Genomic DNA, 23,874 nt, shown 5'->3' with positions numbered 1-23,874 from the left:
AAAATTAGCTGTGCCAGAGGCAGTTTTGTCTTTTTGATTTAAACAAGCAGGTAAAAGTCTTGGGATGTTGCCGTCGAATCTGTATTGCTTATTGGAGCGTTCGACGGCGACATTCAAATCACTAATTTACCTTTAAAGTTTACAAGTCAAAACTACTTTTTTTCCCACTCAATCTCCTTATTATCCAAGATTAAGCCACTGCTACTGGGAAAAGCATAAGGAATAGTTCTTGCAGAAAATTCAACTATTTGAGTTGGTTGTTGAAACCACTCGGAATAACTCGGGTTTAGTTGGTCATACAGTGCTTTCAAAGCTTGGATTTCTGCCTCTAGCTGCGCTGCTGCTTGATTGATTCTACGAGCTTGTGCTTGCAAGCGTTTTTCCCCGGTTTGAACGTGGTTTTCCACTTCTTGCCAGTGCTCTCCTGCCAGCATTTTTTCTACTTCACCTTGCTTGTAATTGAGTAAAGACTGTTTTTGTTGCAGTTGCTTTTCAATATTTTTAGTCTCTCGGTCAATTTCCTGGATTTGCTGTAACCACTGCTCCCCAAAAGCAGCAGTTTGCTTGTGGAAATCGGCAATGGCTTCAGGAGTATTATTTTTGGGGAAACTGACTGCCACTCGGCACTCTGAGCGCTGTACGGCAAGTTTTTCCCGCGCCTCTTGCAGGGTGGCAACTTCTGCTTGCAGTGCGCGGACTTCTTTTTGGAGTTCTGGGATGGTCTGACTCATGGGTTCAATTAGTGGACCTCTGCATAGATTTTAAGCTAATTGTTTATTTTTCTAACAAGTCCCGATCGCCTCCTTGCGGGAATTATCTAATTTTAGCGCTCCCACCCGGTGTCTAGGCAGAATGGCGGATAATTTGTGGCACAATGGCTGATGACATATTTTAGATTAAGATTAAAATTGTAATTAGTTATAAAGCTAAATTATTATTGTTGGTAAAATTTAATTTACAAATCCACATAAATTCCGGATGGCTGGGTTTTCCTATGGTAGAGAAAGTTCTGCTAAACTTTTTGAGATTTATGATTGCTAAAAAAACATTTAAAATTAGGAAATAAAGCAAATGAAAATAATTTTTCAATTAATATTGGGATATTTCGCGGTTGCTATTTTTGGTGTGGAATGTGGCATAAATCCAAAAATCTTACCGACAAGTCTAGGAGATGGGCATGGCACTCTCCTTGTAGAATGGATTTTGGTTCGGTCTCAGAAACATAGTTATTTGCGCTCAGCATCTCGCCCCCTTACTTTTGCAACCGCCACATTGTTTTTGGATAAATTATCCCTAATTGAGCCAGTAGAATTACCGACTTACAATTATATACAATCTCAGGAAAGTCAGATAAAAAAACCTAATTTTAGTTTAAAGATAATCGGTAATTATCTGGGTTTTATTTTTTTATTAACCTCATTATTGATTAGGGGTAAAACAGTAAATATATTATCCCAGACTATGAGGTTAATTAAGACGAAGTCTGAAACAGATAATGACAAGCTACCAAAAGGAGAAAAAGTGTTGTATCCAAAAAAAGAACTGGATATCTGGCATACTATTGCCCAAATGACCCAAGATTTGCAGCAAACTGCCGAATATGTCCTGGATATTTGCGAGGAAATGAACGTCTCGATAATTGCGACCACCCCGGGCGGCCATATCCTTTCGTTAAACCAAGCTACCTGTCAACTTCTGGGATACTCTAAAAAAGAGTTGTTAGGCAAACCAATAGCCGGACTTTTTAAGAAAAGTGAATCACCGGCACAGGAGTTAGAGTTAGCAAGCTTAACAGCCGAAGGTTCTGTCCGCAACGTCGAAAAAGTCTACCTTTCTAAACACCGAAAAAAAATAATTGTACTGCTTTCTATTTCAATTATTCGCGACGGTCAAGGCAAGGTCAGCGGCAAGTTATATATAGCAGAAGATATTACCGATAGCAAGCGGGTTGAAAGAAATTTGCGACGCAGTGAAAAAAAGTTTCGCCAACTGATAGAAACTGTGAATGCTGTGGCATTTATCTATCACCGCAGACAGTTCCGTTATGTCAATGCTCAGACAGAAGCTCTGACAGGATATACTCGCGAAGAATTACTAGCATTGGATTTATACGACTTAATTCATCTAGATTTTATAGAAATAGTTAAAAAATGGGGTAAATCCAGCCATGCGCGCTCAAATGCAGGCTCTAAATATGAATTAGTAATAGTCACGAAAACAGGAGAAATGCGCTGGATTGAAGCAACTGTAGATATTATCAAATTTGAAAAAAAAGCCTCAATATTAATCACAGCATTTGACATCAGCGATCGCAAATTAGCAGAGTTAGAACTAGAAACATCTCTTTCGTTGCTTCAAGCAACCATTGAATCTACTGCTGACGGTATTCTGGCGGTTGACAGTGGAGGCACAGTGCTCACCTTTAATCGCAAATTTGCCGAAATGTGGCAGTTGCCGGATTTCCTGCTGGATTCGAGAGATAACAACCAAATTTTGGCGTTTGGAATCAACCTGTTAAAATACCCGGAAATATTTCTCAACCGTACTAAAGAATTGTCCGATCGCCCGACCGCAGAAAGTTACGATATCATCGAGTTGACAGATGGCAGAATCTTCGAGCGCTACTCGTTGCCCCAGCGCACGGGAGGCAAAATTACTGGTCGAGTATTCAGCTTTCGGGATGTAACGGAACGGGTGCAATCCGAAGAAAAACTACGCAAAAGCGAAGAACGCTTTCACCTGCTGACGCGGGCGACAAATGATGCCGTATGGGATTTTGATTTATCAAAAAATGAGTATTGGTTGAGTGAAGAATTTGAAAAAGTTTTTGGATACAAACTCAACGAAAATCAGACGATAGAAGTAGAATCGTGGTGGCTAAATATTCATCCCGAAGAACGGGAAAGAGTGATGTTAAGCTTCAACGAAACAATGAACTCAGACGCTCAATATTGGTCGGAAGAATACAGCTTTCACCGTGCAGACGGGGGATATGTTTTTGTACTAGATCGCGGCTATATCATCCGTAATGAAAGTGGCAAAGCAGTAAGGGCGATCGGCACGATGATGGACATCACTCAGCGCAAGCAAGCTGAAGAAATTATTCGCTATCAAGCTGTTTATGACCAACTCACCGGTTTACCGAACCGGATACTTTTTAACGAGCGGCTGCTGGCTTCCTTAAAACAAGCTAAACAAACCAAAAAAATGCTAGCTGTGATGTTTTTAGACTTGGACAGGTTCAAAAAGATTAATGATACACTAGGTCACGCTGCGGGCGATCGCCTGTTAGAAGGTTTTGCCGGACGCATCAGCGACACTTTGCGATCGACTGACACTGTTGCCCGCTGGGGAGGCGACGAATTTACAATACTGCTTCCCGATATCAATTGCTTAGAAGATGCAGTTAAAACAGCTCAAAGAATACTCAACAATTTAAAGCCAGCATTTAAACTAGAAGGACAACCGTTTCATGTTAGCAGCAGCATCGGCATTGCCCTTTATCCAAACGACGGCGAAGATGCCGAAACTTTAGTCAAAAATGCCGATGCCGCCTTGTACCGCGCTAAAGAAATGGGAAGAAATAACTATCAGTTATATACTTCAACAATTAATCCCCAAGGCAGCCAGTTACTAACTATAGAACACAGGCTGCACGAGGCTTTAGAACAGGGAGAATTTGAGGTTTTTTACCAACCAAAAGTCAACATCGCTACTTGGAAAATTCAGGGTATGGAAGCCCTGCTACGCTGGCAACATCCACAATTAGGTTTAGTTACTCCCGCTACATTTATTCCGATCGCCGAAGAGAACGGACTCATTGTACCTATTGGGGAATGGGTGCTGCAAACAGCCTGCACTCAAAATAAAGCTTGGCAGGATGCTTTGCAGCCAGATTTGCGGGTAGCAGTCAACGTTTCGGCTCGGCAGTTCCAGCAATTTAATTTATTAGAAATGGTAGCGAAGTGCTTGGAAAAAAGCGGTTTAGCACCCAAGTATTTAGAGTTAGAAATTACTGAGACTACAGCCATGCAAGATGTGGATTATACCACAAAAGTTCTCAGGGAGTTGCAGAATATGGGAGTGCAAATTGCGCTGGACGATTTCGGCACGGGTTATTGTTCTCTAAATTATCTCAAAAAGTTTCCCTTGAATATCTTAAAAATAGATAAATCCTTTGTCAGCGGACTGACGACTGATCCGTGCGAACGCGCGATCGCCAAGGCTGTAGCGACGCTGGGGCGAGATTTGAACTTGAGCGTGGTAGCCGAAGGAGTAGAAACTAAAGAGCAGTTGGAGTGTTTGCGCGAACTCCACTGTCAAGAAATTCAGGGTTACTATTTCAGCCCTGCCCTGTCGGCTGGTGATGCTAGGAAGCTATTGCTAAATTCTCAGTTGCAACAAGTGAAAATTGCTTAATTGGGTCGCGACTTACGACTGCGTGCGGTTGTAACGCTGCGTGCAAGTCCTGCGAAGTTACACGTAAAAAGTCGTGCGACCACCGCCGAAACCCGCATACGTCCCGCCGCCGCAGCCGTCGCACGAGCAGCCACTGTAGGAAAACTCGTTGCCGCACTCAAGACAGATCGCCGTCCAGTCGTGATGGTCTGGTGGCGAGGCCTTCTTGCGACAGTTATCGCAGCCGAAAACGGCCAGTTCGCTCACATCGAACGACCTGCGCTTCCGTTTCGTCTGCTTGATGGCATCGTGCATGAACTGGTTAAAACTTAAAATAGTGTGCAGAATAACGGACTTGTACCTAAAGACAGAGGAAAATATCGCTACCCCAACATAAAGGCTTTGTCTATGCAGCCAATTCGTACATTTAACGTTTCCCCGTCGCTACCGACAATTCTCGAACCCCTACGCAAGCTTGCCTACAACTTGCACTGGGACTGGAACGTCGATACCAAAGACCTTTTCCGTCGCCTCGATCGAGACCTGTGGGACTCCAGCAACCAAAACCCGGTGCTGATGCTCGGAACCATATCTCAAGAGCGGCTGCAAGAAATGGCAGAAGACGAAGGCTTCATTGCCCAAATGAACCGAGCAGCCCAGCAGTTAGACGATTATCTCAAAAATCGCGCCTGGTACCGCAAACAGCGCGGCACCGAGCAGCAAGAATGCTACGCTTACTTTTCGATGGAATTCGGCTTAGTTAAAGCCCTACCGATCTATTCGGGCGGCTTGGGCGTGCTCGCAGGCGACCACCTCAAATCAGCTAGCGATTTGGGCTTGCCCTTAGTCGGTGTCGGCCTACTCTACCAAGAAGGTTATTTTTCGCAGTATCTCAACGCCGACGGCTGGCAGCAAGAACGCTATCCGCTCAATGATTTCTACAATATGCCGCTGCACCCAGAACGCAATCCCGACGGTTCGGAATTGCGGATTGAGGTGGACTATCCCGGCCGCAAGGTGTATGCCCGGATTTGGCGAGTACAAGTGGGAACGGTTCCTTTGTACCTAATGGATACAAATATTGAACCTAACAGCCGCTACGACCAAGATATTACCGACCAACTTTATGGCGGTGATAAAACTCTGCGGATGCACCAAGAAATCATGCTGGGCATCGGCGGCGTGAAAATGCTCAAGGCATTGGGGCTGACAGTTACGGCTTATCACATGAATGAAGGCCACGCGGCTTTCATGGCTTTGGAACGCATTCGGATGCTGATGGAGGAATATCACCTGAGTTTCGTAGAAGCGGAACAGGTGGTGGTTTCGAGCAGTATGTTTACGACTCACACGCCGGTGCCTGCTGGGTTTGACTTGTTCGAGCCGGATATGGTGATGCACTATCTGAGTCACTATCCCAAGATATTTGGCTTGTCGCAAGATGAGTTTTTAGGATTGGGCCGGGAGAATACTGGCGATTTGTCCGCACCTCTGAATATGGCAATTTTGGCAATTAAAATGTCGAGTTTTGTCAACGGGGTGGCGGCTTTGCACGGTGTGGTGTCGCGCCCGATGTTTCAGGGTTTGTGGCCGGGTTTGCCGCAGGAAGAAGTACCGATTACTTCGATTACCAACGGGGTGCACGCTCGCAGTTGTGTGGCGAAGTCTACTCAGGAGTTGTACGATCGATACCTCGGCCCGGAGTGGGAAATGACTCGCAAGGACGATCGACTCTGGGATCGGATGTCATCGATTCCTGATGAGGAACTGTGGCGAAATCACGAACGTTGTCGATCCGAGTTGGTAGTGTTCGCACGGGAGTGGCTGCAAAAGACTTTGCGTGAGCGCGGTGCGGCCCAAACGGAAATCGAACACGCGCGGGAGGCTCTCAATCCGAAGGTGCTGACGATCGGGTTTGCACGCCGCTTTGCTACTTACAAGCGGGCGACGCTGTTTTTGCGCGATGTCGATCGAATTATGCGGATCATGCGGGACAGCAATCGCCCGGTGCAGTTTGTGATTGCTGGGAAGGCTCACCCGATGGATATTCCGGGTAAGGAATTGATTCGGGATATCGTTCACTTCATCCGCGAGCACGACACGATGAGCTCGATGGTCTTTTTGCCGAACTACGACATTAACGTCGCTCGGATGATGGTGTCGGGCTGCGATGTGTGGCTGAATACGCCACGCCGCCCGCGTGAGGCTTCCGGGACTTCGGGGATGAAAGCTTCGATGAATGGTTTACCGAATCTCAGCATTCTCGACGGATGGTGGGATGAAGCTGATTATGTTCGCACCGGTTGGCCGATCGGACATGGGGAGTTTTACGAAGATACTAAGTATCAGGATGAGGTCGAGGCTAATGCTTTGTACGACTTGATGGAGAAGGAAGTTGTACCGCTGTTTTACAACCGGGATGCTGATGGAATTCCTCGCGGTTGGACGGAGAAAATGAAGGATTCGATTCGCTTAAACTGTCCTTTCTTCAATACTGCTCGGATGGTGAAAGATTACGCGCGGCGGGCTTATTTCCCGGTGAGCGATCGATTCTTCACGATGACTTCGGATAATTGTGCTCCAGCCAAGGAGTTGTCTCACTGGAAGAAGCACGTTCTGGCGAAGTGGAAGGATATTAAGATTGAGGCTGTTGATATTTCCCAGGATAAGGAAGTTAAGGTCAATCAGTCGATCTCTGTTAAATCTCGGATTAATCTGATGGGATTGACACCTGCAGACGTGCAAGTTGAACTTTATCAAGGCTCCGTTGATGCTAACGGCGATATTATTGGTGGCGTGCCGGTGGTGATGGAGTATTTGGGAGAAGATTCTCAGAATGCTAGCCTTTATACGGCTGACATTACTTATACTTCTAGTGGTTTGCAAGGTTTGTCGTTGCGGGTTTTGCCGAAGCACGATAATCTCAGCAGTCCTTATGAAGCTGGCGTGATTCTCTGGGCACATTAGTCAGTAGTCAGTAGTCAGTAGTCAGTAGTCAGTAGTCAGGAGAATAAAGGAAGATTTTCCTAATTCTCCCTCTCTCCGACTCTACCACTTTTGTTATCTTCCTTGGGGAATGACTATTTAGCCGATTGTGCGATCGCCCAATACCACATTCCGCTCTATTCCCCAGTACCACCAGTGAGCGCGTATATAAGCGTATAGCAAGGCATCTCGCTGTTCTTTTAAGGCTTTGAGGGTGGCAACACTGGTGGGGATTTCGGGGAGGTTTGAACCACCGATAAACGCTGATTATGCGGAATATTTGCGAAATTCAGACTTGGTTCGAGGATTGATAAATATCTAAAAGATACTGGCAGAATTTCATCAATTAGAGTTGACATTCTGCCAGTTTTTCTTGTTTGTTGCATTAGGGTTTACTTCATAAACCTGGAATACGCTGTATATCCCTCAATATGAAAGCAGCCGAACAAAATAGTGGTTTCACAATAGTCACACTTTTTTATCCTGCTATTTCATAAAATTGAAGGCAGCCTTGAGACACCTCTAGTTTAGCTTATTTACCTACACCCGCTGGCTGCTTACGGTTTCGCACTTCCAGAAAAATCAACAAAGCATTAACATCAGCCGGATTTACCCCACCAATTCTGGCCGCTTGGCCAATCGTCAGCGGTTTTACCTTAGCCAACTTTTCCCGCGATTCTTTGGAGAGAGTTGTAATTGCCATGTAATCCAAATCTGCAGGCAATTGTCGGCGTTCGTGTTTGGCAATGTCATCGATTTGATTTTGCTGTCTTTGCAGGTAGCCGGAATATTTGATGTCAATTTCTGCACCATCTTTCTCAGCCAACTTCAGACTAGAATTGCCTAAATTGTAGCGTTCCAAGTCCAGATAATGAAAACCAGGACGACGCAACAAATCAGCCAGAGTAATTGAACCTTTAATCGCTTGTTGAGTGTCTGCAAAAATTGCCTTGCCTACTTCCTCGTGCTCTTTCACCCGCGTCGAGTACAAGCGTTCCTTCTCTGCCACAATATTAGCTTGTTTGCGATCGAACAACTCCCACCGGCGATCGTCAATCAAACCAATTTCCCGTCCCAGCGGCGTCAAGCGTTGATCCGCATTGTCCGATCGCAATAATAGCCGATATTCCGATCGCGAAGTCAACATCCGGTAAGGTTCCCGCAAATCCTTCGTACACAAATCATCGATCAAAGTGCCGATATAACTTTGCTCGCGAGGAAACACAATCATCTCCTGATTTTTCGCAAACCGAGCCGCATTAATACCCGCCACAATCCCCTGTGCTGCCGCCTCCTCATATCCAGTTGTACCGTTAACCTGACCCGCGCAAAACAGCCCTTCAATCTTCTTAGTCATCAGCGTTGGAAAGCACTGAGTAGCAGGCAAATAATCGTACTCCACAGCATAAGCAGGGCGCATCATCTCGCACTTTTCCAAACCAGGAAGAGTCCGCAACATTTGCAACTGCAAATTTTCCGGTAAACCAGTAGAAAAACCTTGGATATAAAGTTCAGGAATATCTCTACCTTCCGGTTCAATAAAAATCTGGTGACTTTCCTTATCCGCAAACCGCACAATCTTATCTTCAATACTCGGACAATAGCGCGGCCCCTTCGCATCAACCCAGCCGCCGTAGACTGGAGAAAGATGCAAATTGTCTCTAATTAATTGATGAGTCTCTGGCGTAGTCCGAGTCAAATAACAAGGCATTTGTTCGCGTTCCACCCAAACTTCTGGATCGAAACTAAACCAGCGAACCTCTGCATCTCCCGGTTGCGGTTCGAGGTGGGTGTAATCGAGAGTACGTTTGTCAACTCTTGCCGGAGTTCCTGTCTTTAACCTGCCAGTTTCAAAGCCCAAACGATTGAGAGTTTCCGTCAAGCCAACGGCGGCAAATTCTCCTGCACGTCCGGCGGGCATCGACTTATTGCCCACCCAAATTGTGCCACCTAAAAAAGTGCCTGTGGTGAGAATTACTGCTTTGCATTCAAATGCGACGCCGAAGTATGTTTCGACGCCTATCACTTCTTCGTTTTTACCCAAAACTAAGTCTGTAACCATCGCTTCGCGGATGGTCAAATTGGGTTGATTTTCAACAATATTATTCATCACAGCGGCATATTCCCGCTTGTCAGTTTGTGCTCGCAGCGCCCAAACTGCGGGGCCTCTCGATGCGTTGAGGACGCGCTTTTGTAAGTAAGTGCGATCGGCCATTTTGCCAATTTCCCCGCCTAACGCATCAACTTCGTTAGTAAGTTGGGTTTTAGCTGGGCCGCCCACAGCCGGATTACAAGGTTGCCACGCAATTTTGTCGAGGTTGAGGGTGAGGAGAAGGGTGCGACAGCCGAGGCGAGAAGTGGCGAGGGCGGCTTCGCAGCCGGAGTGTCCGCCACCAACTACGATGATGTCGAAACTGTCTTGGAATTGTACTGGAGTTTGTGCGGTCATTCGATTTTAGATTTTAGATTTTAGATTTTAGATTGAATAATAGACATCTGGCAAAATTAGGTTTTAGTTTCCTTAATTAAAACTCTTCCTCTCCATTAGTGTAGCTGTTTTCTTCAAACATCGATGTTAATCCAGTAATTTTTACGGGGGGTCGATCTTTAAATTCTACGACAAATGACAACTCCCCACCCATTGCCGCGATATAACTTTGCAAAGTAGATACCAACAAATCCGCACGGCGTTCGAGTCGCGAGACATTTTCTTGACGCATATTTAATAATTCAGCCATGCGAATCTGAGTAAATTTCCTTGCTTTTCGTAAGTCTTGCAAGGTCATTTCTTCAGCCATTAATTCAACCGATCGCTTTTCGACTATTGCTCGTTCTTCGGGAGGCAAATTCTCCATAATAGTTTTCAGGCTAATTGTCATCTGTTTCTGGCTCCATTAATTTATTCAAATGACCGGTAAATCTACTATCTGCTATCTTAATTTGAGTCAATTATGCCTTACATAGCATATTATAGGCAATAGTCGATCGAATAACAATATTTATATGCACCCTTCGCGTCTTCGCAGTTCAATAATTCCGTACAATTGCAGTTTTGCGCTATGTTAGACAAAAAAATCTCAACAAGCGTACACAAGTGAAATACTTCTTCTTATCCGACGGCTGGAAAGTTGGGCGCGTTTGGGGCGTCGGCGGCGAGTGGAGTCACGCCGCCTGGAGACGGGCGCCGGACATCCAACAGCTCAACCTCTGTCTTTCCGATCGCAACGAAAAAATGTGGCTCTACCGCGTAGAAGACGCCGTACTCATGGTAGAAGTCCAACCAGCAGTCCGTCCCGATCCTGCCGATCCCGCCAAAAATATCGGCAACGTCACCCTCACCAGACTGATCGATGCCGAGCAAGTCCTCGAACGCCTCGGGACGATCGCCGCCCGCTGCGAAATGGGCAACCCGCAACTAATGTAATGCTCAACATATTGCAATCGGTTCTAACACTCGATACACTTCTTTAAATAACTTTCATTTTTATGCCTCCACCTTTGAAGGTAGATGGCAGGCGGCAAAAGGCAGAGTTTAAACCCTGCAGGTAACTGCTGGGGATTCAGAATCTGATTTTTCCGTAAAAATAGACATCATCACTTACACCTTGGAGAACCGCAGTCAATGGGACTACCCTGGTATCGCGTACACACAGTCGTCTTAAATGACCCAGGCCGATTGATTTCTGTACACTTAATGCACACTGCCCTCGTGGCAGGTTGGGCCGGCTCAATGGCCCTTTATGAACTAGCAGTTTTTGATCCCACAGACCCAGTTCTGAACCCAATGTGGCGTCAAGGGATGTTCGTGTTGCCCTTCATGACTCGCTTGGGAGTTACGGGTTCTTGGGGCGGTTGGAGCATCACCGGCGAAGGTAACGTCGATCCGGGCTTCTGGTCCTTTGAAGGCGTCGCCGTCGCTCACATTATCCTCTCGGGCCTGCTGTTCTTAGCAGCAGTCTGGCACTGGGTATTTTGGGACTTAGAACTTTTCAGAGACTCTCGCACCGGTGAACCAGCCCTCGACTTGCCAAAAATGTTTGGCATTCACCTGTTCCTCTCCGGCTTGCTCTGCTTCGGCTTCGGCGCATTTCACCTTTCGGGACTTTTTGGCCCAGGAATGTGGGTGTCCGACCCCTACGGTCTGACCGGTCACGTCCAGCCAGTGGCGCCTTCTTGGGGCCCTGAAGGCTTCGATCCGTTCAATCCGGGCGGCATCGTGGCTCACCACATTGCAGCGGGCGTAGTCGGCGTAATTGCCGGTTTGTTCCACTTGACAGTGCGGCCGCCGGAACGTCTTTACAAAGCCCTGCGGATGGGGAATATCGAAACTGTACTTTCTAGCAGTATCGCTGCCGTGTTCTTTGCAGCCTTTGTGGTTGCGGGTACGATGTGGTACGGTTCTGCTGCTACTCCGATCGAACTTTTTGGCCCGACTCGCTATCAGTGGGACGGAAACTATTTCCAACAAGAAATCGATCGCAGAGCTCAAGCTAGCTTGGCCCGTGGCGCTAGCTTCCAAGAAGCTTACGAACAAATTCCTGAAAAATTGGCTTTCTACGACTACGTGGGCAACTCTCCTGCTAAAGGCGGTTTGTTCCGGGCCGGCGCGATGGTCAATGGCGACGGTATTGCGAAAAGCTGGCTGGGCCATCCAGTATTTACTGACAGCGAGGGTCGGGTATTGTCGGTTCGCCGCCTCCCCAACTTCTTTGAAACTTTCCCAGTGATTTTGACAGACAAAGATGGGGTCGTTCGCGCTGACATCCCCTTCCGCCGTGCTGAATCAAAATACAGCTTTGAACAAAGCGGAGTTACCGTCAGCTTATACGGCGGCGAACTTAACGGTCAAACCTTTGATAATCCTCTAGATGTTAAGAAGTTTGCTCGCGCTGCTCAAAAAGGTGAAGTGTTTGAATTCGATCGCGAAACCTTGAATTCTGACGGCGTTTTCCGCACTTCGACTCGCGGTTGGTTCACTTTCGGACACGTTTGCTTTGCTTTGCTGTTCTTCTTCGGCCATATCTGGCACGGTTCTCGGACTATTTTCCGCGACGTGTTTGCTGGAGTTGAGGCTGACCTCGAAGAACAAGTCGAGTGGGGCTTGTTCCAAAAACTGGGCGACGTGACCACCAGAAGAGAAGAACCTCTCTAAATTTCGCCAGCCTCTGGCTAGCCGGGAAACTTTCCCGGTGTAAAAAAACCCGGTTTCTTCAAGAAACCGGGTTTTTTTGGTTAATAATAAAACCAGTAATTAACTACCAGCCGGGAAGTCCCTCGGTATATTTAGAGGGGATTAATCAGAGCGCTGCGCGAAGTACCCCGAATAAATTACTCCTTGGGATGAAAGGCTCGTCGGGTGTAGGTACGGAAACCGACAATTGTTCTTTTACACCCATTGATGATCGGGAAATACTCTGATACTATATTAGCAAGTGGGGGTGGAACTACCTCACTATAAAAAGCCTTTGAAAAAAAGGAAAAAGAAGCCTGCGGTCTAACTGTACTCAGTTGACCGTCAGGTTTGTTCACGATGAAATAATACGGCAAGGGAAGATAGGGAAAATTTAACATGGAAAGTGTTGCTTACATTTTGATTCTGGCTTTAGCTATAGGCGTACTATTTTTTGCGATCGCCTTTCGGGAACCTCCCCGGATTGGCAAATAATTAGCTATACGCCTCCAGCAAGTCCAAAATATCTTGAACCGGACTGCGGTTAGCCCGCATCATAGCGATCTAATTTGGTGCGGGACTATTTCACCGCTGTGTGTTAAGTGATTTTTCTAGTCCAGCCATTCATCAGACCCCAGGCGGTTAGATGAATGGCAATTTGCTGGCAATGCCTGTTAAAATCAGCAATCATGCGCTGTTCCTCCTGCCAACACACAAATAGCCGCGTTCTAGAATCGCGTTCAGCCGAATCAGGTCAAAGCATCCGTCGGCGGCGTGAGTGTTTGAGCTGCCAGCACCGCTTCACAACTTACGAACGCATAGAATTTGTGCCAATTACGGTGATCAAGCGGGACGGCAAGCGCGAATCTTTTGACAGGTCAAAATTAGTCAGGGGATTGATTCGGGCCTGCGAAAAAACCGGTTTGTCTTCGGGGCATCTCGAAACTCTGGCTGAAGAAATTGAAGCGCAACTCCAAGGTCGATCGCTCCGAGAAATCGCCAGTTCAGAAATAGGGGAACTGGTGCTGTTGCACCTGCGGCCGCTCAGCGAAGTCGCTTATGTCCGTTTTGCCTCGGTATATCGGCAATTTCGAGGCATCCGAGATTTTGTAGATACCCTAAATCACCTTCAGAATCCCCTCAACGAAGCTGAAGATGCAGAAACTAGACCCAATTTTGACGCAGATTTGCCGGATGTCGAAGCAGTCGATCGAGAAAGCCCAGCATCCTGCGCGAGTCCCAGCTAAGCTCGCTTAAATTAATTTATAGAAATATTCTGGGAGATTGAAAACCGTGTCGCGAGGAAGGCCGGGAGGAATAGCGACTCAAGGGACTCTCATTCGAGCGAGTGTTCTTTTTTCTCAGTAATAGTGCTGGGTGTGATATGATCGTCATCGGTCTAAAATAGAGTATAACTAGACAACGTAAAAACTTAACTGGATTAGTTGAGTGCGTAGTCACACCTAACGGTGTTGCAGTTTAGGAAAGCTCGCATTTGAACAAAACCTAACTAAAGATCGGTGACTAATTAAATACGGTAGGGCATACCGAAATTTACGCTTCTGGAGAAACCGACCTCTACTTAGACTGGAGTAATCCTGTCGCCAGCAAGTCGGCTCGTTGAATGAAGAATCTCAGTTTATTTATACCTGAGAGTGTCAAAATAGTCTACTTGACTCGGAATGTTAAGATTAAACGTTTTAACACAGAGTATGGAGTAACAGTAATGGCAAGCGCTGGTGTGCAGTTGCACGCGGCAAAAGTTAGCAAAAACTGACTTTAGTAAAAGATTTTGAAAAAAGTTAACCGCTTTTTCACCAAAATCTCTAATATCTGCCGGCACAAACGAAAAACATGAAGGAGAGAAATCCTAGGAAACTATTCGCATGGTCAATCTCAAAACCACAGTCAAAGACATCGGCTTTACTCACGAAGATTTTGCAGCCCTACTTGATAAATATGACTATCACTTTAGCCCGGGCGATGTAGTAGCGGGTACAGTTTTTAGTATAGAACCGAGGGGCGCTCTGATTGATATCGGTGCTAAAACAGCAGCGTACATTCCCATTCAGGAAATGTCCATCAATCGAGTGGAAAGCCCTGAAGAGGTATTGCAATCAAACGAAACCAGAGAATTTTTCATTCTAACCGATGAAAATGAAGACGGACAATTAACCCTGTCCATCCGGCGCATCGAATATATGCGGGCGTGGGAAAGAGTGCGACAACTGCAAGCAGAAGATGCCACAGTACGATCGCAAGTATTTGCCACGAACCGCGGCGGCGCACTCGTGAGAATAGAAGGCTTGCGAGGCTTTATTCCCGGTTCTCATATAAGTACCCGCAAACCGAAGGAAGAATTAGTCGCTGAAGAATTACCATTAAAATTCTTAGAGGTAGACGAAGACCGCAACCGCCTAGTGTTGAGTCATCGTCGCGCCTTAGTTGAGCGCAAGATGAACCGCCTCGAAGTCGGGGAAGTCGTCATCGGTACAGTACGCGGTATCAAGCCTTACGGTGCCTTTATCGACATCGGCGGCGTCAGCGGCTTGCTGCACATCTCGGAAATTTCGCACGATCACATCGATACGCCTCATAGCGTTTTCAATGTCAACGACGAAGTGAAAGTGATGATCATTGACTTGGATGCCGAGAGGGGCCGGATTTCTCTCTCCACCAAGCAGTTGGAACCGGAACCGGGCGCGATGGTCAAAAATCGCGAATTGGTATACGAAAAAGCTGAGGAAATGGCAGCTAAGTTCCGGGAGAAAATGCTCGCTCAAAAGCAAGCTAAAGCAGGCATAGACATTCCTGTAGACTCGATCGATGCTGATGACCTCTCCGACGAAATACTCGAAGATGTACCCTCAGCAATGGAAGAGGATCTGCCGGAAGTAGCACCTGAAGCAGCATCCGAAGCAGCATCCGAAGCAGCACCTGAAGCAGCACCCGAAGCAGCACCTGAAGCAGCACCCGAAGCAGTATTAGATGTAGAGGAAGAAATCCCTCCTGCGACGGAAGAATAACATCGCAGTTAGTGTGATTAAAAGAGGGAAAATTCCCTCTTTTTTTTTAGTTAGTCATTGGTCATTAGTAATTAGTTATTAGTTATTAGTCATTAGTCATTAGTTATTAGTAATTAGCTATTAGTTATTAGTCATTAGTCGCTGCTCGGTGGTTGACAATTCCCAATTCCCAATTGCCAATTGCCAATTCCCCATTCTTAATTACCGAGATTTAATATCTTTCTGTAGACCGATGCACCGATCGCACTTTGAATTGAAACAAGTGACAGCGCGATCAATCTGCCTAAATAGGCATGGCCTTCATGGTGCTAATTTGTTAAGATTTATAAAGGTCAGAGAGATCGGCACAGGTGCAAACTCATCAGAAATAATTCTCACGGCAGAACCAGCCAGACGAGCAAATTATCCAAGTAAATTATTATAAATTTCTTGCCCTGACGCTCACAGGCAAGTGGATCATGAACATCGAACTATTAAAAGAAAAATTAGAACAGCTCAAAAAACGTCCCAATTGTAGCAAAGGAACGATCGACCAAATCGAAAACTGGTTAACCGGTTCCCACATTTTGCAAAGATTGAGAATTAATCCTTACTACGTAGCAGGCGATACAGTCAAGAATGTTAAAAAAATTACTTCCGAATTTCTGCACGGAGTAAAAGCCGGTGCTTTTGACTTGCACTGGGATATTCACTGTCCCCACTGCAACATGATTACAGAAGAATTTAAGGATTTGGCAGACACATCAGAAATGTCTTTTTGCCCGATGTGCGATCGCGAGTTTAAAATTGATTTGCTCGATCGCGTCGAAGTTACTTTTTCCCTCAACAAAGAAATCGAAGACCCGCAACTGCGGCCCGTCTGCGCTCCCCCTCCCGTGCTCCAGAGTAAACTGCAACTGGTGACACCTCTCTACTGCACCGAATCAGAGATAGTTAGCTTAGAAAAAGGTCGATACCGCTACTGCTGTCCCCTGACTTTAGCTAAAGGGATTTTAAAGGTTGAAGGCGAAGAAACAGAAGAGATACAAGAAATTAAACTCCACCAGTTAGCCGGCCCAGATTTTGATAAAAAAGAGCTTGCCGTGCGTCCGGGAAAAGTCAAGATAGAATTAACTAATGCCGAACACAATTTGTCGGGACTGATTTTGCATTCAGATGAATTGCCCGATGAATTGACAGTAGAGCAACTGCCCCTGCGGCTGTCAGGAATGCAACTGCTTCATCACCCGGATTATAAGCGTTTGTTCGGCGATCAAGTAATATCGGAAAGAGAGCGAGTCAAGATTCGGGCAATTACTATTATGTTTACTGATATTACCGGTTCTACCAGAATGTACGAAACACTGGGAGATACGAAAGCTTACAATATTGTGCGCGATCATTTTGAAATTTTCTTTGAGTCGATCGAGAAATTTGGCGGTAAAGTTATTAAAACCATCGGCGATGCCGTCATGGCTTCCTTTATTAGCAACGAACAAGCAATTATGGCTGCCGCTGGTGCTGTAGCCTGTTTGAGAGAGTATAACTCAACTCGCCAACCACAAGAGTGGATTCAAGTCAGGATTGGCCTTCACCGAGGTACGGCTTTGCTGGTAAATCTTAATAATTCGATCGACTACTTTGGCTCTACAGTCAACAAAGCCGCCCGCATTCAAAATCTTTCTAAAAGTGACGAAGTTTCGTTTTCCGAAGATGTTTACAGCGACCAAGCATTTTTAACAGCATTAAAAGCTGCTGGAGTCTCCGAAATTCAAAAACGAGTAGAAGATTTAAAAGGAATACAAGGCGCACAAGTCGCTTATACTGCTAGAATTAATATGGAATCAGTAATCCCGCTGTCTCCTACACTTGTCGCTGAAAAAAGCTAAGTACAAAAGCACATATACTACTTGGTTATTGCCAGCCTCTTGTCGTGCTCGCCCCAACAGCAGATAGAGTTTTTAGAGCGCCCTGAGATAATGGCTCCCACAGTGTAGCTCATCCTTGAAGGAGCTTCATAATGCAGATAAATTAAGTAGGCTTTGATAAAAATAGTCCGAATTAATCAGCCTTACGCTTGCCAGCTATGTATTCTACTAAATAACTGAAGTCAAGGACTTCACATCATGACTTCTCCTCAATTACCTCCAGAAAATACACCCGAATCGATCGCACCAGCCGCCCTCGATTCCGAACAATTAGCCGAAACGGATGCCCCGTTTCCCATTGTTGGGATTGCCGCCTCAGCAGGAGGTTTGGCAGCATTCATGGCGTTACTGAGCCATTTACCGAGCGATACTGGTATGGCGTTTGTGCTGATTCAGCATTTAGATCCCAATCACAAAAGTCTGCTGAGCGAGATTCTCGCGAGAAAGACGCAAATGCCTGTTAATGAGGTAAAAGACGGCGTAGCTGTAGAGCCAAATCAAGTCTACGTTATTCCGCCCAACACCAAGATGGTGCTATGTAAAGGCGTGTTGCAACTATCACCCCGCGAGAAGATTTATGGCAAATATATGCCGGGAGATGCGTTTTTTACCTCATTGGCGATCGATCGCGGGCACAAAGCAATCGCCGTAGTATTATCCGGGGGAGACGGAGACGGTTCACTCGGACTCAAGGCAATCAAAGCAGCCGGAGGCATGACTTTTGCTCAATGTCAAGACACAGCACAAGTCGATAGTATGCCGAATACCGCTGTTGCGACAGGCAATGTCGATTTCATTCTGCCACCGGAAAAAATTGCCGAGGAACTGGCAAAGTATAGTCGCAGTCCGCTTCTGACTGGCCCGCTTCCTCTGACAAAACTTGAGGAATCGCCCGAACGGAGAGATGCCCTGATAACTATTTTTGGGCTGCTGAAATCGAGCACAGGCCTTGATTTTAGCCACTACAAACCCACCTCGATCGCTCGACGCATCCAGCGACGGATGCAGTTGTACAAGCTGGAAACCTTGAATGATTACGTCCAACATCTTCGACACAATTCGGCTGAAGTCATAGCCCTGTATGAAGAAATCCTGATCCACGTTACCAGTTTCTTCCGCGATCCCGAAGCCTTTGAAAAGTTAAAAGAACTGGTTTTCCCCACGATTATTCAAAATAAATCGGCCGAAACTCCGATTCGGATTTGGGTGGCGGGATGTTCGACAGGTGAAGAAGTTTATTCGATCGTCATTTGCTTGTTAGAGTTTTTGGGCGATCGATCCATCCAGCCACCGATCCAGATTTTTGCCACAGACATTGGCGAACAGGCGATCACGAAAGCGAGGTCTGGAGTCTACTCAGAAAACCAGATGGTAGATGTTTCACAAGAGCGACGTACTCGCTTCTTTATTGCCGAAGTAGGAGGTAGCTATAGAATCAGCAAGGCAGTCCGCGAACTTTGTGTATTTGCCCGACAAGACTTAACCAGCGACCCGCCTTTTTCCAATATCGATTTAGTTAGCTGTCGCAATGTGCTGATCTACTTTGGAGAGTCATTGCAAACAAAAGTGATGCCGATTTTCCATTACAGTCTCAACCCAACGGGCTTTCTGTTGTTAGGCACTTCTGAGAGTACCGGAGAATTTTCCTACTTGTTTAATTCAGTGGATAAAAAGTCTAAAATTTATGCCAAAAAGTTGACTGCGACTCGTCCCAATCTTTCGTTTACGCCGAGTTCCTATCCCCTCGCTAAAGTACGTGAACGGCACGAAGGGAAGGACAATTTTAGGAATAGCTTTGATTTACAACACGAAACTGACCAACTGATTTTAAATCAATATGCCCCACCCAGTGTGGTTGTCAACGAGCAGATGAAAATCCTGCAAGTGCGGGGAGACATCGATCCTTACTTGAGAGTGGTAGCAGGAACGCCCAACTTAAACTTGCTGGCAATGGCAAGGGCAGGCTTGCTGGTAGAGCTTCGCACCGCGATTTATCAGGCACAAACGCAGAACGTAACCATTAGGAAAGAAAGGGTATTGCTTGAATCAGGCGGACGATCGAGTATCGTCAATTTTGAGGTGATTCCCTTCCGACCACAGGCGGTCGAAGGACGCTACTTTTTGGTGCTATTTGAACAGGCTTCACCCAGGGTGCTTAACCTCAGCGCCCTCCCTGAAAGCTTAGATCAAGCTGATTTAGTGGGCGAAATTGAGCTGCTGAGGCAGCAACTTGCAGCCGCTAACCAAGAAAAAACTGCGGCTCAAGCCCAACTGCAAGCGGTAGTCCAGGATCAGGAACGCCTCTACCAAGACCTCAAAGTTGCGAACGAAGAAATCCTATCGAGCAACGAGGAGTTGCAGAGCACCAATGAGGAGTTAGAAACTGCCAAAGAAGAGATTCAAGCCACTAACGAGGCACTCACTACCACTAACGAGGAACTTCGTAGCCGAAATATTGAACAAAGCCTGGTGAATAATGATCTGATAAATTTGCTTTCCAGTATCAATATCCCTATCTTAATGCTGACAAACGATTTACAGATTCGACGCTTTACGCCAACGGCACAGCAAATTTTTAGTGTGATTCCCGCAGATGTGGGACGACCTTTTAGCGACATCCGCTCGACTCTGAACGTTCCTGACTTGGAACAGATGATTTTGGAGGTGATTGATACTCTCCAGACGAAAGAACAAGAAATTCAAACTTTATCGGGATATTGGTACAACCTCCGCATTCGTCCTTACCGGACAACGGAAAACCAGATTGACGGTGTGGTGATAGTTTTGCTCGATATTGATGCTCTTAAACGCAGTGCCAGAACCTTGGAGGAGGCCCGAAATTATGCTGAAACCATTGTGGAAACTGTGCAAACGCCTTTAGTCGTCCTAGATGCTGATTTCCGAGTGAATAAAGCAAATCGATCGTTCTATAAAATGTTTCAGGTTTCACCGTCAGAAATAGCAAAATCTTCGCTGTTTGAGCTAGGCAACGGGCAGTGGAATATCCCCCAAGTGCGATGGATTCTGGAAGATATTCTGGTTAGTGATGTTCAGCTTGAAAACTTTGAGTTGGATCACCTATTTGATAATATCGGGCCCAAAACCATGCTGCTGAATGCTTGTAAACTTGAACGAGAAGATGAAGCTTTAATGATTCTGTTGTCGATCGAGGATATCACGGAGCGCAAGCAGTTGGAGACTGTACGATCGCAGTTATTACTGCAGGAACAGTTTGCCCGCCACGAGGCAGAAACAGCTAACCGTAGTAAAGATGAATTTCTGGCGAATCTCTCCCACGAATTACGCAATCCCTTGACTCCGATCCTGGGCTGGGCACAAATTCTGCGTTCCGGGAAACTGAAGGAAGCAGAGGTTACTAAGGCTTTAGAGGTGATCGAGCGCAGCGCGAGGGCGCAATCTCAGTTAATCGAAGATATCCTGGATATTTCTCGGATTACGAGTGGTAAGCTTCAACTGTGCATTTGTCCGATCGATCTGCGGTTAGTGGTGCAAGCGGCGCTGGAAGGGGTTCAATTATCAGCCGAAGCCAAAAACATTCAAATTGTTTCGCAGTTGATTTCTACGACTGTTTTAGGGGATATCAATCGCTTGCAGCAAGTTGTGTGGAATCTTCTGTCTAATGCGATTAAGTTTACTCCGGCGGGGGGACGAGTGGAAATCATGGTATCGACGATCGAGGATCATGCTCTACTTCGAGTCAGCGATACGGGAAAAGGCATTGGGACACAATTTTTGCCGTATATTTTCGATCGTTTCCATCAAGCCGATTCCAGCAGCGTTAAAGGGAATCAAGGGCTGGGATTGGGTTTAGCGATCGTGCGTCACCTGGTTGAATTGCACGGGGGAACTGTGCAAGCCGAAAGTCCGGGTGATGAACAAGGAACTACAATGACTGTGAGATTGCCGTTGCGATCGCTACCTCCAGAGTTGACATCGGCGATCGATTTAAAGTCAACTGCTTTGGTAGGGCCTTTAAACGTCTCTAGCGATCGCGTCCCCTCTCTCGAAGGTTTGCACATCTTAGCCGTAGACGATCAGATCGATACGCGCGAGTTCTTACAATTTGTGCTTGAAGGCTACGGGGCGGAGGTTTTGGCAGTTGCATCTGCCAGAAGTGCGATCGCTGCTTTGACTGCAAATCCGGGCAGATATGATGTGCTCATCTCCGATCTCGGAATGCCAGAGGAAGATGGGTTTTTCTTAATTCGAGAAGTGCGAGCTCTTGCTGCGGAAGCCGGAGGAGAAATCCCAGCCGCGGCGCTGACTGCCTATGCGAACGATAAAGAACGCGAAATGGCGATCGAAGCTGGTTTTCAAAGGCATATGGTTAAGCCGATCGAGCCGGTTGTACTAGGATTAATGGTGGCTAATTTAGTAGGACGATTTTAAATATTTTGGAGTTGTGATTTATGATGTTTGAGATTAGATAAGGCAGTTAAACCTTGTCCCCCCTTAATACCAATTTAATGTGAAGTTGCACATATCTCGATCCCCCTAAATCCCCCTTAAGAAGGGGAGTAGGGGTTGACTTTGAGAAGAATCTTGTCCCCCCCTTCTTAAGGGGGGCTAGGGGGGATCGGATTAATACCAATTTAATGTGAAGTTGCACATATCTCGATCCCCCTAAATCCCCCTTAAGAAGGGGAGTAGGGGTTGACTTTGAGAAGAATCTTGTCCCCCCCTTCTTAAGGGGGGCTAGGGGGGATCGGATTCTATGCAACCTCATAAAAAATTGGTATAAGAAGGGGGGTTAGGATGGATCTCCGGATCGAGATTAGGAGGAGGATGACCAAATACGCTTGCGTTAACACTCTTTATCCCCCAGAGATCCCCCTAAATCCCCCTTAAGAAGGGGGACTTTGAGAAGAATCTTGTCCCCCCCTTATTAAGGGGGGCTAGGGGGGATCGATCCGAGATTAGGAGGATGATGACCAAATTAAACGACTCGAATTTCCACCTACCTTACAACCCAAAACTCATCCCTATCGCCAAGGAACTTCGGAAAAATCCAACTCCAGCCGAAAAGAAACTTTGGGAAGATTTTCTGAGAAATTTCCCTTTTAGAGTTTTGAGACAGCGACCCATCGACAATTTTATTGTAGATTTTTATTGTGCTGCTTTAAGATTGGTAATTGAGGTTGATGGCGAGAGTCATTTTACTGAACAGGGGAAACAATATGATGCGGAAAGAACAGGGATTTTCGAGGGGTATGGACTGCAAGTTGTCAGGTTTACGAATGTTGATGTGTTGCAGCGTTTCGAGGGAGTTTGTCAGGAGTTGTTGGGTGCGTGCGATCGTCATTCTTAGGGCCAGATATCCCCTAACCCTCCTTAATAAGGGGGGGGACAAGAGTACGATATATCTCGTAATAGTTAAGGCCAGATCCCCCCTAGCCCCCCTTAATAAGGGGAGTAGGGGGTGGGACAAGAGAGTTATGTTGCGCTAAAAACAATTGCTAAAAATAGCGCAATATGGGAAGATAGAAAAAAATATAAATATTACGGAGTTCAGGTTCTTGGTAACTATTAAATGTCGGGGCATTACTTTCTCGAATATCCAAGCCGTAATCTTTGACAAAGACGGCACTCTAGAGGATTCTCAAGAATTTTTGAGATTGTTGGGAATTAAGCGATCGCGCCTCGCAGACGCTCAAATTCCGGGCGTTGGAGAGCCTTTACAAATGGCTTTCGGCATCGAAGGTGGCAGCATCGACCCCACAGGCTTGCTAGCAGTCGGTAGTCGTAGGGAAAATGAGATTGTGGCGGCGGGATACATCGCCGAAACCGGCAGGGGATGGCTGGAATCTTTAACTATTGCGCGCCGCGCTTTTGACGAAGCTGACGAAATGTTTAAAACTAGTGCTGTTTCTCCTCTATTTGTCGGCAGCTTGGAAGTGCTAAAATATCTTTCGGAAGCGGGTTTAAAACTGGGGATTCTTTCGGCTGCTACAACAGAATCGGTACAGAAATTTGTGAAACACCACGAATTAGCTGACTACATTCAGTTAGAAATGGGAGTTGATTCAACGGTTCATAAACCAGATCCGAAATTATTTTTGCAAGCTTGTGAGAAACTCGGAGTAAATCCCGCAGCAACTTTGATGGTAGGAGATTCAGCGGGCGATATTCAGATGGGTAAAAATGCGGGCGCGGCTGGCTGTATCGGGATTTGTTGGGGAAAGGCCCAGGTTAGTCATTTGGAAAATGCTGATGTGGCGATCGCATCTTTGGATGAAATTACAATTTTACCAGATTGAGCAAACATCAGAGCCTGGAAAATCTCGCTTCTACCGTAGTCTCGATCCCCCTAAATCCCCCTTAAGAAGGGGAGTAGGGGTTGACTTTGAGCGCTTCCTGTCCCCCCCTT

15 protein-coding genes are annotated in these 23,874 nt (G+C 46.3%); 11 read left to right on the top strand and 4 right to left on the bottom strand.

Features of this window, described 5'->3' with window-relative positions; genetic code table 11:
• Positions 1-152 precede the first annotated feature (152 nt).
• On the bottom strand, positions 153-731 hold the full coding sequence (locus QUB44_RS01415; RefSeq protein WP_333362167.1) for a hypothetical protein: 579 nt from the start codon (positions 729-731) through the stop codon (positions 153-155).
• A 790-nt stretch (positions 732-1,521) separates the two neighbouring features.
• Between QUB44_RS01415 and QUB44_RS01410 the strand changes: the two genes are divergently transcribed.
• Positions 1,522-4,419 carry an EAL domain-containing protein gene (locus QUB44_RS01410; protein ID WP_333362164.1) on the top strand — a complete coding sequence of 966 codons (2,898 nt, stop codon included), beginning with the start codon at positions 1,522-1,524 and terminating at the stop codon, positions 4,417-4,419.
• A gap of 57 nt (positions 4,420-4,476) precedes the next feature.
• Here the strand turns inward: QUB44_RS01410 and QUB44_RS01405 are convergent, their stop codons facing one another.
• Positions 4,477-4,713: a hypothetical protein gene (locus tag QUB44_RS01405; RefSeq protein WP_333362161.1), complete on the bottom strand. Its 237-nt coding sequence runs from the start codon at positions 4,711-4,713 to the stop codon at positions 4,477-4,479.
• Between the two features lie 93 nt (positions 4,714-4,806).
• Here QUB44_RS01405 and glgP point away from each other — a divergent pair, with 93 nt between their 5' ends.
• Complete coding sequence (gene glgP / locus QUB44_RS01400) at positions 4,807-7,365, top strand: alpha-glucan family phosphorylase (protein WP_333159521.1); 2,559 nt, start codon at positions 4,807-4,809, stop codon at positions 7,363-7,365.
• Positions 7,366-7,915: 550 nt separating this feature from the next.
• Here the strand turns inward: glgP and mnmG are convergent.
• On the bottom strand, positions 7,916-9,832 hold the full coding sequence (mnmG, locus tag QUB44_RS01395; RefSeq protein ID WP_333362158.1) for a tRNA uridine-5-carboxymethylaminomethyl(34) synthesis enzyme MnmG: 1,917 nt from the start codon (positions 9,830-9,832) through the stop codon (positions 7,916-7,918).
• Positions 9,833-9,908: 76 nt separating this feature from the next.
• Positions 9,909-10,262 (bottom strand): transcriptional regulator, encoded by a 354-nt coding sequence (locus tag QUB44_RS01390; RefSeq protein WP_333362155.1) that lies wholly within the window; start codon positions 10,260-10,262, stop codon positions 9,909-9,911.
• A 215-nt stretch (positions 10,263-10,477) separates the two neighbouring features.
• Here QUB44_RS01390 and QUB44_RS01385 point away from each other — a divergent pair, with 215 nt between their 5' ends.
• From QUB44_RS01385 to QUB44_RS01345, 9 genes are all read left to right on the top strand, one after another.
• Positions 10,478-10,807 (top strand): hypothetical protein, encoded by a 330-nt coding sequence (locus QUB44_RS01385; RefSeq protein WP_039887994.1) that lies wholly within the window; start codon positions 10,478-10,480, stop codon positions 10,805-10,807.
• Between the two features lie 198 nt (positions 10,808-11,005).
• On the top strand, positions 11,006-12,535 hold the full coding sequence (gene psbB, locus QUB44_RS01380; protein WP_333362151.1) for a photosystem II chlorophyll-binding protein CP47: 1,530 nt from the start codon (positions 11,006-11,008) through the stop codon (positions 12,533-12,535).
• A gap of 417 nt (positions 12,536-12,952) precedes the next feature.
• Complete coding sequence (locus QUB44_RS01375) at positions 12,953-13,048, top strand: photosystem II reaction center protein T (protein WP_006635641.1); 96 nt, start codon at positions 12,953-12,955, stop codon at positions 13,046-13,048.
• A 194-nt stretch (positions 13,049-13,242) separates the two neighbouring features.
• Positions 13,243-13,800, top strand: a complete 558-nt coding sequence (gene nrdR / locus QUB44_RS01370; protein ID WP_333362197.1) for a transcriptional regulator NrdR — start codon at positions 13,243-13,245, stop codon at positions 13,798-13,800.
• Positions 13,801-14,439: 639 nt separating this feature from the next.
• On the top strand, positions 14,440-15,579 hold the full coding sequence (locus QUB44_RS01365; RefSeq protein ID WP_333362149.1) for a 30S ribosomal protein S1: 1,140 nt from the start codon (positions 14,440-14,442) through the stop codon (positions 15,577-15,579).
• Positions 15,580-16,037: 458 nt separating this feature from the next.
• The gene (locus QUB44_RS01360) at positions 16,038-17,447 is read left to right on the top strand and encodes an adenylate/guanylate cyclase domain-containing protein (protein WP_333362145.1); all 1,410 of its coding nucleotides are present in this window, start codon (positions 16,038-16,040) and stop codon (positions 17,445-17,447) included.
• Positions 17,448-17,684: 237 nt separating this feature from the next.
• The gene (locus tag QUB44_RS01355) at positions 17,685-21,896 is read left to right on the top strand and encodes a chemotaxis protein CheB (protein WP_333362142.1); all 4,212 of its coding nucleotides are present in this window, start codon (positions 17,685-17,687) and stop codon (positions 21,894-21,896) included.
• A 535-nt stretch (positions 21,897-22,431) separates the two neighbouring features.
• Positions 22,432-22,815 (top strand): endonuclease domain-containing protein, encoded by a 384-nt coding sequence (locus tag QUB44_RS01350; protein ID WP_333362139.1) that lies wholly within the window; start codon positions 22,432-22,434, stop codon positions 22,813-22,815.
• A gap of 208 nt (positions 22,816-23,023) precedes the next feature.
• Positions 23,024-23,764: an HAD family hydrolase gene (locus QUB44_RS01345; protein WP_333362136.1), complete on the top strand. Its 741-nt coding sequence runs from the start codon at positions 23,024-23,026 to the stop codon at positions 23,762-23,764.
• Positions 23,765-23,874: the final 110 nt, after the last annotated feature.

The organism is Microcoleus sp. AT3-D2 (assembly GCF_036705715.1).
Taxonomy (GTDB): Bacteria; Cyanobacteriota; Cyanobacteriia; order Cyanobacteriales; family Microcoleaceae; genus Microcoleus.
Note: the sequence above shows the minus strand (reverse complement) of the source record. Positions and strands in the feature narration are given on the sequence as shown.